Source organism: Pseudomonas auratipiscis, from assembly GCF_036324085.1.
Lineage (GTDB): Bacteria > Pseudomonadota > Gammaproteobacteria > Pseudomonadales > Pseudomonadaceae > Aquipseudomonas > Aquipseudomonas auratipiscis.
In genome coordinates, this window is record NZ_JAZDCU010000036.1 from 1 (window position 1) to 10,327 (window position 10,327).

At 57.3% G+C, this 10,327-nt stretch carries 5 protein-coding genes and 1 rRNA gene; 3 read left to right on the forward strand and 3 right to left on the reverse strand.

What is annotated here, in order from left to right; all coding sequences use genetic code 11:
* A partial coding sequence (locus V0R60_RS26630; RefSeq protein WP_330080977.1) for an immunoglobulin-like domain-containing protein occupies positions 1–5,814 on the forward strand: 5,814 nt, incomplete at its 5' end.
* A 159-nt stretch (positions 5,815–5,973) separates the two neighbouring features.
* Entirely contained in the window at positions 5,974–6,315 is a 342-nt protein-coding gene (locus tag V0R60_RS26635; protein WP_136473932.1) for a tryptophan synthase subunit beta, read from the forward strand.
* Positions 6,316–6,353: 38 nt separating this feature from the next.
* On the opposite strand, the gene lapD is transcribed toward V0R60_RS26635, so the two are convergent.
* Complete coding sequence (gene lapD, locus V0R60_RS26640) at positions 6,354–8,300, reverse strand: cyclic di-GMP receptor LapD (RefSeq protein ID WP_330080976.1); 1,947 nt, start codon at positions 8,298–8,300, stop codon at positions 6,354–6,356.
* Between the two features lie 10 nt (positions 8,301–8,310).
* A complete protein-coding gene (lapG, locus tag V0R60_RS26645; RefSeq protein WP_330080975.1) occupies positions 8,311–9,003 on the reverse strand; it encodes a cysteine protease LapG in 693 nt (230 codons plus the stop codon).
* Positions 9,004–9,309: 306 nt separating this feature from the next.
* Between lapG and V0R60_RS26650 the strand changes: the two genes are divergently transcribed.
* Positions 9,310–9,999 carry a GntR family transcriptional regulator gene (locus tag V0R60_RS26650; RefSeq protein WP_256658297.1) on the forward strand — a complete coding sequence of 230 codons (690 nt, stop codon included), beginning with the start codon at positions 9,310–9,312 and terminating at the stop codon, positions 9,997–9,999.
* Between the two features lie 76 nt (positions 10,000–10,075).
* Here the strand turns inward: V0R60_RS26650 and rrf are convergent.
* Positions 10,076–10,191, reverse strand: a 5S ribosomal RNA gene (gene rrf / locus V0R60_RS26655).
* Positions 10,192–10,327: the final 136 nt, after the last annotated feature.

The window sequence follows — 10,327 nt, forward strand, 5'->3', positions numbered from 1 at the left end:
GGTCCTGGCACCCAGAACGAAACCGGCCTGTCGTTGAGCGCCACTGGCAGCGTTGACGAAGGCGGCCAGATCACCTATACCGCGACGTTGACCCACCCAGCTGGCACGGCGATGACCGTGACCCTGAGCAACGGCGCGGTGATCAACATCCCCGCTGGCGAAACCACCGGCTCGGTCGACTTCGATGCACCGAAGGATGACGTCTACATCGACGCGGGCACCGTTGAAGCCTCGATCGAAAGCACCAGCGGTGGCGATTTCGAGAAACTGGCCGTTGACGAAACCCCAGCCGTTACCGAAGTCAAAGACACCACCGATACCTCGACCGTGGAGCTGACTGCAGATGTCGGCACTATCGGTGAAGGTGGTGTAATCACTTACACCGCTACCGTTAGCGCGCCGGTCACCGGCTCGGACCTGGTTATCAACCTGGCCAACGGTCAGCACATCACCATTCCGGTTGGCCAGAGCACCGGCACCGTTGAATACACGGCCCCGGACAACGTTCACACCACCAACCCGGATCTGACCAACAGCATCACCGGCACCACTGGCGGCAACTACGAGAAGCTCGAAACCTCGGGTGAAACCACCGTCACCGTCACCGATGGTCCAGGTACCCAGAATGAAACCGGCTTGTCGCTAACCGCGACACCGTCCGTGGACGAAGGCGGTCAGATCACCTACACCGCCACGCTGACCCACCCAGCCGGCACGGCAATGACCGTGACCCTCAGCAACGGCGCTGTGATCAACATCCCGGCCGGGGAAACCACCGGCTCGGTGGACTTCGATGCACCGAAGGATGACGTCTACATCGACGCCGGTACCGTTGAAGCCTCGATCGAAAGCACCACCGGTGGCGACTTCGAGAAGCTGGCCGTTGACGAAACCCCAGCAGTCACCGAAGTCAAAGACACCACCGATACCTCGACCGTGGAGCTGACCGCAGATGTCGGCACTATCGGTGAAGGCGGCGTGATTACTTACACCGCTACCGTTAGTGCGCCTGTCACCGGCTCCGACCTGGTTATCAACCTGGCCAATGGTCAGCACATCACCATTCCGGTTGGCCAGAGCACCGGCACCGTTGAATACACGGCCCCAGACAACGTCCATACCACCAACCCGGATCTGACCAACAGCATCACCGGCACCACCGGTGGTAACTACGAGAAGCTCGAGACTTCAGGCGAAACCACCGTCACCGTCACCGATGGTCCAGGTACCCAGAATGAAACCGGCTTGTCGCTAACCGCGACACCGTCCGTGGACGAAGGCGGTCAGATCACCTACACCGCGACGCTGACCCACCCAGCCGGCACGGCAATGACCGTGACCCTCAGCAACGGCGCCGTGATCAACATCCCGGCCGGGGAAACCACCGGCTCGGTGGACTTCGATGCACCGAAGGATGACGTCTACATCGACGCGGGCACCGTTGAAGCCTCGATCGAAAGCACCACCGGTGGCGACTTCGAGAAGCTGGCCGTTGACGAAACCCCAGCCGTCACCGAAGTCAAAGACACCACCGATACCTCGACCGTGGAGCTGACCGCAGACGTCGGCACTATCGGTGAAGGCGGCGTGATTACTTACACCGCTACCGTTAGTGCGCCTGTCACCGGCTCCGACCTGGTTATCAACCTGGCCAATGGTCAGCACATCACCATTCCAGTGGGTCAAAGCACCGGTACGGTGGAGTTTGTTGCGCCGGACAACGTCCATACCACCAACCCGGACTTGACCAACAGCATCACCGGCACCACCGGTGGTAACTACGAGAAGCTCGAAACCTCGGGTGAAACCACCGTCACCGTCACCGATGGTCCTGGCACCCAGAACGAAACCGGCCTGTCGTTGAGTGCGACGCCGTCCGTGGACGAAGGCGGTCAGATCACCTACACCGCCACGCTGACCCAACCAGCCGGCACGGCGATGACCGTAACCCTGAGCAACGGCGCCGTGATCAACATCCCTGCCGGGGAAACCACTGGCTCGGTCGATTTCGATGCACCGAAGGATGACGTCTACATCGACGCCGGTACCGTGGAAGCCTCGATCGAAAGCACCACCGGTGGCGATTTCGAGAAGCTGGCGGTGGATGAAACCCCAGCGGTTACCAAGGTGACCGACACCATGGACACCACCACCCTTGAACTGACTGCTACCCCGTCGGTCGACGAAGGTGGCCAGATCACCTACACCGCCACCCTGAGCAATCCGGCAGGCACCGCGGTGACCGTGACCTTGAGCAACGGCGAGACCATCATCATCGATGCCGACGCAACCTCCGGCAGCATCACTATTGATGCGCCGCGTGATGACGTTTACGTCGATGCAGACGATGTCAGTGCGACCATTACCGGCGCTGACGGCGGCAACTTCGAGAAGCTGGACATTAGCGACACTCCAGCGATCACCCACGTTGCCGACACCACCGACACCACCACCGTCGGAATCAGTGGTACAGGTTCGGTTGCCGAAGGCGAGTCAGCCCACTACACCTTGACGCTGTCCAACAAAGCAGAAGCTACTGTCACCATTACGCTGAGCTACTCCGGCACGGCCAAAAACGGCGAGGACTTCACGGGTCAGACTACTGTCACTATTCAAAAAGGCAGCAGCACCGGTAGCTTCAGCGTGCCAATCCTGCGTGACGGTATCGCCGAAGGTGCTGAAAACTTCACCGTGAAGATCGACTCGGCCACAGGCGGTAACTTCGAAAAACTGGAAGTAGATGGCAGCGCTGGCAGCGTCACGACCACCATCCAGAGCAACGAAGCGCCAGTAGCTGCTGGCGGTGCCGTGACCGGCACCGAAGACAATGACCTGGTGCTGACCTGGGCCAATTTCGGCATCTCCGATGCTGACACCCCAGCCGCCAACCTGGGCCTGACCATCACTAAGCTGCCTGCCGATGGCGTGTTGCAGTACAAAGAAGGCAACGTCTGGAAGACCCTGACCAAGGCCGATGTCGATGCAGGCAAGGTCTTCAGCAAGGCCGACATTGATGGCGGTAAGTTGAAGTTCACTCCGGATCACAACGAGTCGGGTATCAACGCCAACGGTGGTAACGGCGTAGGCGATCAGAAGGCTGACTACGCACATATCCAGTTCAAGCCAACTGACGGCCAGGGCGTGGGCAACGAAGCGACCGTCAAGGTCGATATCACCCCAGTTGCCGATGCGCCAAACCTGACCATTGGCAGCAACAACGTGAACTCACTTGGTCTGGTCAAGGAAAACTGGAACACTCTGGTTGGCCTGGGTACCAATGGCAACGGCATCACCGGAGACGCACTGAAGAACGTCTTCGATAAGTCTGGTAACCCGAATAGCAGCTCTTTGGTCACCAACGTCGAATCCAACAGTAATGTCGCTGTAGGTTCGGGCTCGAAGACCTCTGGCTTGATCTTCCTGGAAGCAGGCAAGACCTACAGCTTTAGCGGTGTGGGTGATGACAGCGTACTGATCACGATCGGTGGCAACAACGTGGCGTCGGCCACCTGGGGTACAGGCGGCGCGATCAGCGGCTCGTTCAAGCCGACTATCAGTGGTTACTACACCCTGGATATCTACAACGCCAACCAGGCAGGACCGGGCAGCTTCGACGTCAATCTGTCGGTCGATGGCAGCACCCCGGTCGACCTGAGCAAAACCAATATCCCGATGTACCCGAGCGTCAACGACCTGACCAACGCGGGCGTCACTGTTGGTGAGCTGCATGGCGACAAAGGCGAAGGCTACTACCAGGGCTACAAGCTCAATGAGGGTGCGGAAAACGGTACAGTCAAACTAGTGGGTATCGCCGCCAATCTGACTGATACCGATGGCTCGGAAAAACTCAGCATCAAGCTCGGTGGTATTCCGGAAGGCTCGATCCTCAGCGATGACGCAGGTCACACCATTACCGTCGGCAAGACCGAAGTGGATGTCACTGATTGGAACCTGAACGGCCTGAGCATCAAGCCGCCGGCCTACTTCCAAGGCAAGTTCGACATCAGCGTTACCGCGACCGCGACCGAGAAGGCCAACAACGACTCCGCCTCCACCCCGGGCAAGATTACGGTTACCGTACACCCTGATAGCTACCTCCCTGGCAACTTGACGGAGTTGGACGACACCAAAACCCTGGGCACCGAGAACGACATCGTCGTTGCCGACGTAAACGGCCTGCATGTAACGCCTGGGCAGGACTACAACCTGGCGTTCATTGTCGATACCTCGGGCAGTATGGAAACTTCCGGCGTCAACGCGGCGAAAAAATCCCTTGAGTCGGTGTTCGCTACTTTGGCCAACAGTGTCAAAGGTGCGCAGTCCGGCACGGTGAATATCTTGCTGGTGGACTTCTCCGCCCAGGTCAACGCTACTGTTTCGGTCAATCTGGCTGACAAGAATGCCTTGAACAAGCTTCAGGAGGCGCTGGACAAATTCAGAGCCGGTGGTGGCACCAACTACGAAGACGCATTCAAAACCACGGCCAACTGGTTCCAGAATCTTGAAATAGCCGGTAGCAAAGGCGACAACCAGACGTTCTTCATCACCGATGGTCAGCCAAATATCTATCAGACGGGAGAGAAACCCAACCCAACGTTCTATGACTCCAACTACAAAATGGACACCGTGTTGGCAGGTCTGAACTACAAAATGGGTGACGTCGTCTCCAACTACATGGTGGGTAACTATAATCGGATCAGCATCAACAAGGATGGTTACCTCACGGCCCAGTACCGCACCAACAGCAGCAGCAACAACTGGCGGTCGGACAGCTCCGCCTCTGGTGAGTTGCACGCACAAGGCGACGGCACTTATGAGTTGTCCTATGCAAGCTCCGGTTGGTACCTCGACAGCAACACTAAAGAGTCTTTCCTGCTGCTGTCCAAGCACTCGAGCGTCGAAGCGATCGGGCTGAATAATGGTGTCAATGCCAATGACTTGAAACCATACGACACCGACGGCAAGCCACAGACCAACATCGACCCGAGCAAGCTGGCCGAAGCTATTCTCGGCCATACCGAAGCGACCAAACCGGGCAACGATGCGGTCAGCGGTGGCGACGGTAACGACATCCTGTTCGGCGACCTGGTCAGCTTTGACGGTATTGCCGGCAACGGTGTCGAAGCCATGCAAGCCTATGTGGCGGGCAAGTTGGGCGTACAGCTGGGCGAGGTCGATGGTCGGGTACTGCACAAGTACATTGCCGAGCACGTCAGCGAGTTCGATGTATCACGTGCCAATGATGGTGCCGATACCCTTCTGGGTGGCGACGGCAATGACATCCTCTTCGGCCAGGGAGGTGATGATTACCTCGATGGCGGCAAGGGCAATGACATTCTGCTCGGCGGCAGCGGCAAGGACACGCTGATCGGTGGTGCTGGCAACGACTTGCTGATTGGCGGCGAGGGCAACGATACCCTGCTGGGCGGTGAGGGCAATGACATCCTCTTCGGTGGCAAAGGTGACGATATCCTTACCGGTGGCAGCGGTGCCGACACCTTCGTCTGGAAAGCCGGCGACACTGGCAAGGACGTGATCAAGGACTTCAGCCGCGCCGAAGGTGACCGTCTGGACCTTAGCGATCTGCTTCAGGGCGAGAGTGCCAGCACTATCGATAAATTCCTGAAAATCACTACGGTCAACGGCGAATCGACCCTGCAGGTCAGCTCCACCGGCAAGCTCAACGATGCCGGCGGTATCAACAATGCCGATGTGACCATCAAGCTCGAAGGCGTCAATTGGGCTAACACCACGATCAACTCGCTGGTAACCGGTGCTGACCCAACCATCAAGATCGACCACTCCAACAGCTAATACCCATCGACTGCGGCAGGCCGATACCGGCTGCCGCAGTCGACGGGCTTGGCCTGTACCCCAATGACGCTGCATACTCGCTTGCCAGGCCCTAAGCCCGGCGAGCTTGGCCTATGCTGCTGACTGCGGTCACGGACTCAATTTAACGAGGGATACCCCATGTTCTACGTGCAACGTAATGCACAGGGCGAATTGCTTCGAGTAGAAGCGGCAGCCTTCGACGAGTACACGGAGGAGTTGCCGGCCGACCACGCCGAGATTCAGGACTGGTTTGCCGATGATGTTGTCGAAAACAGTCTCAAACAGCTCAAACAAAGCGACCTGGATATGATCCGGGTGCTCGAAGACTTGATTGAAGTACTGACCACCAAGGGGGTGATCAGCATCACCGACCTACCGCCTGGTGCTCAAGCCAAGCTGCTCAACCGCTCCAGCGCACGTGAAGCGCTTGGTGGTTTGAACAACTTGATCGATGACAGTGACGACGGTGGTCTGATCTGAGCCCAGCGGGCCGTCCTCTGGCCCGCTCAGCACGTTGTTCAGCGCCAGGGGGCAGGTTCACCAATCAACCTGCCCTGCACGCCCTGAATACCCATCTCACGCAGTACTTTAAGCTCACCCTCGGTTTCGACGCGCTCAGCAATCAGCGGCAGATCGATACTGTGTGCCGCGCGCTGGATCGCCTCGATGAACAGTCGCTTGTGCTGCTCTTCATCAATAGCGCGGATGTAGCTGCCATCAATCTTAAGATACGCCAAGCCCAGGTGGGCCAGGTTGCCGATCATGCTGAAGCGTCCACCGAAACGCTGCAGGCTCAGGCTGAACCCGAGCGCATGCAGACGCCGAGTCAATTGCTCCAGTACCGCTTGATCCGGTAGCTGCTCTTCACCAATCTCCAGGGTTAGGCGGGGCCCCAGCGCCGGGTGCTGAGCGAGCAATGCGTAAACCCGTTGCAACGCATTGGAATCGGCCAGCGTAGCCGCAGACAGGTTCAGGGCCAAAGACTCGGTGTGGGTTTGCATGTGCTTGAGCACCTGCTCGAGCATTAATACATCAAGGCGTGCCGACCAGCCAAAACGCTCAAGCCACGGCAGAAAGCGTCCTGCAGCGATGGCTTGGCCCTGAGCATCCAGGACTCGTGAGATCACTTTGTAGTGCAAGACCTGCTCCGGCGCATTGCTGGCCACGACCGGTTGGAAAAACAGCTGGAAACGTCCTTGCTGCAGCGCGTCATCAAGCAGCTGATGCCAGACGTGATGAGATTCTCCGGCTTGAGGCGCGGAGCCTTGCTCAAGGCATACCCAGCCCGGCTCCACTTGGCCCTCGGCGCGAGCCAGGGCCTCATCTGCAAGCTTCAGCAGGGACTGAGGGGAATCGCCAGGGCTGTAGGGCGCCATACCGATACAAGCCACTGGAGAGACGTCAGTAGCACCTGTATCCGCCAGGCTCTGCAAGGTAACTTCCAGAGCCTGTGCCAGTTGGACCGCCTCCTCGTGCACCAGGCCGGGTGCCAACACCGCGAACTCGCCACCACGGCTGCGAGTGATCAGATTGTTGGTTTCTGGATAGTTAGCGCAGGTGCGTTGCAATTGCTGACCAACAGCCTGCAGCAACTGGTCGGTGCGTTGACCGCCGAGGCGCTGGTTGAGGCCCGCCAAGTCCTTTACTCGCAACAGCAACAGGTAACCTGGTCGAGCTTCCTCTATGTTGCTGACCTGTGCGTTGAGCTGCATTTCAAAATAACGTCTGTTGGCCAAACCGGTCAGGTTGTCTTGGTAGGACTCGACCCGCAGTTTCTCACTACGCTCGGCTTGCTCCTTGAACAGCGCCTTGAGTTTCTCGACCATTTGATTCATCGCTTGGACCACCCGGCGCAACTCAGGCGTGCTCGGTAGATCCGGAAGGCTCAAGAACTCGCGACGGGCAATGGCGTGAGACTGCGCAACCATATAGTCGAGCGGTTTGAGCTGTCGACGCAGCAACAACGCGCCAAGCACGGCGCTCAGGGCTCCGCACAACAACAACCAGCCCAAACTGCCCAACGCGCTCTGCCACAGCTTGCCCAGGGCGAACATCGGATGGCTGACTACTTCGACTCGGGCAGCCTGTTGCCAGCCACGACTGACAATGGCATCGCCTCCAGCCGCCTCTAAGCCGATCAGGCGAATAAACCAGCCAGGGACACCATTAGCATCAGCTTCGGCGTGGCGCTCCACCAGCACCGCGTTAGAGACCAGGTCGACAACTTTGATACTCGAGTAATAACCGCTGTCGAAAATTGAACTGACCATCAGCTCGACCATCGCCGGATCGTCGATGTTCGGTGTCAGCGATAGCGCCAGTGCGGTAGCGGCATCCTGGGCATGCGAACGCAGCTGGTTGACATATTGGCTGCGCGAACTCTCGAGGCTGACCATAAAGCTGCCGCTGAACGCGACTACCAGAAACAGGCAGATGGCGAGCAGCAATTGTTTGAACAGTGACATCTGTGCTCCTTTAGTAAACCGGTTCGGCCGGGAAACCTTCGGCCTGCATCTTTTTCAATAGATCCTGCCAACGGGACAAGCGTTTGGTATCACCCACCTTCTTGTTGCCTGATGCCCCCGTCAGCCATAGTCCCTCACCGTTGAAGGAGTAGACCGGAAGCAGGTCGGTTCGCTCACTGGCAGGCTTGATAGCGTCCATCAGACTATCGAGCACCAGCGGCATGGCATTGGGGCTTGAGTAATACGTCAGCACCATGTGCGCACGGTTCTGGCGCAACGCTTTTACGTAGGTGATACGCAGCTTTTCGGCCGGGACCCCCATGCGCCGCAGGCTGAAGTACTTGGCGATAGCATAGTCCTCGCAGTCGCCCTGTCCCTTGATCAATGCCTGTATAGGTGTTGCCCAGTAATCGACTTCTCGCCACAGGTCGATATCTTCGACGTAGCGCAATTGGTGATTGAAGAACTGGTTGACGCGCTTGAGTTGCGCGGCTTCGCTGCCCTGTTTCTCCGTTGCCAGCATGTTCTGCCACGCGTCAATACGACCCTGCCCTGCCCCCAGCGGCCCATACAGTGACTGTGCACGACGACTGATCTGGGAAAAATCCCAATTAGCATGCAGGCTGCCCAGCAAAAGGCAGCCGAGTACACCGGCAAGGGCCAATCTGCGTATGGTCAAATGAAAAGTCCAACGTATCGCCACTGCGAAAACCCGCGCAGACCTATGGAAAAGCACCGATGGTGCGGCCTTACCTGCTAAAACACAATGGCACCTTACAATCGTGGTGACATCACTTTGCTTTCAGTCAAAAAGTTTTCCGCTATGACCGGTACGTAAGCCGGCTTCCATTGGATTTAGACTTCATTCACGATAGCAACTTGCACCGTGCCTGTTGGTTCACAGTGGATGGGGAGGAACACCCGCGCGGTTTGACAAGCAACACTGCGCTGACTAGGTTGATTGGATCCAATCACTAAAGCGTTTCGACATTTAAGGAAAGACTAAAGCGTGACCGAAAAAACCAGTTCTTTGGGCGAAATACTGGGCAGCGAGCAAGTCCCCGCACATCTGGCTCGTAGCGTTATTGAAGAACGGTTGCGCAGCGCCATCCTTGATGGTCGTCTGGCACCCGGCAGGGCTGTACGTCAGCAGGAGCTGGCAACGCTGTTCGGGGTCAGTCGCATGCCGGTACGCGAAGCATTGCGTCAGCTTGAGGCGCAATCGCTGCTACAAGTTGTCGCCCACAAGGGCGCTGTGGTAGCCCCGCTGATTGGCGAAGATGCCGTAGATGCTTATGCGCTACGAGTGATCCTGGAGTCAGAAGCACTGCGCCAATCCATTCCTCATCTTGATGCTGACGATATCGCTCTGGCGCGCAGCTACATAAGCCAATTGGAAAACGAAACCCGCCATGCCGAAATTGGCCGTTTGAATCGACTGTTTCATATGAGCCTTTACAGCAAGGCTTCCAACAAAAAGTTGTTGCGCCTGATAGAAATCGAGCTTAACGAGGAAGAGCGTTTTCTGCGCTTTCATCTGTCCTCTATGGGCCTGGGTAAACTGACCCAAGATGACCATAACCAGCTGGTCGATGCAGCCAGCGAGAAATCCGTCGAGGATGCTATCAGGGTTCTTGAGCGTCACCTGAACACAGGCGTGACAGCAATAAAAGCCTACCTGAGCAGGAGCACCGTCTAGGGCTCCCACAAGACTGCTCATATCCCAGAAAGACAAAACCCCTGTCTGCAGTGCAGACAGGGGTTTTGGAATTGAATCTTGACGATGACCTACTCTCACATGGGGAAACCCCACACTACCATCGGCGATGCATCGTTTCACTGCTGAGTTCGGGATGGGATCAGGTGGTTCCAATGCTCTATGGTCGTCAAGAAATTCTGTGTGCTGGTCCGTCTGTAGACGTGCCAACGAATTCTTGATGCTTCTACTCTAAAGACAAAACCCCTACCTGCATGTGCAGATAGGGGTTTCGGAATTTAATCTTGACGATGACCTACTCTCACATGGG

Coding starts and splice junctions, on each gene's coding strand:
- V0R60_RS26635 (WP_136473932.1), top strand. CDS start 5,974: ATGTTCTACGTGCAACGTAATGCACAGGGCGAATTGCTTCGAGTAGAA.
- lapD (WP_330080976.1), bottom strand. CDS start 8,300: ATGTCACTGTTCAAACAATTGCTGCTCGCCATCTGCCTGTTTCTGGTA.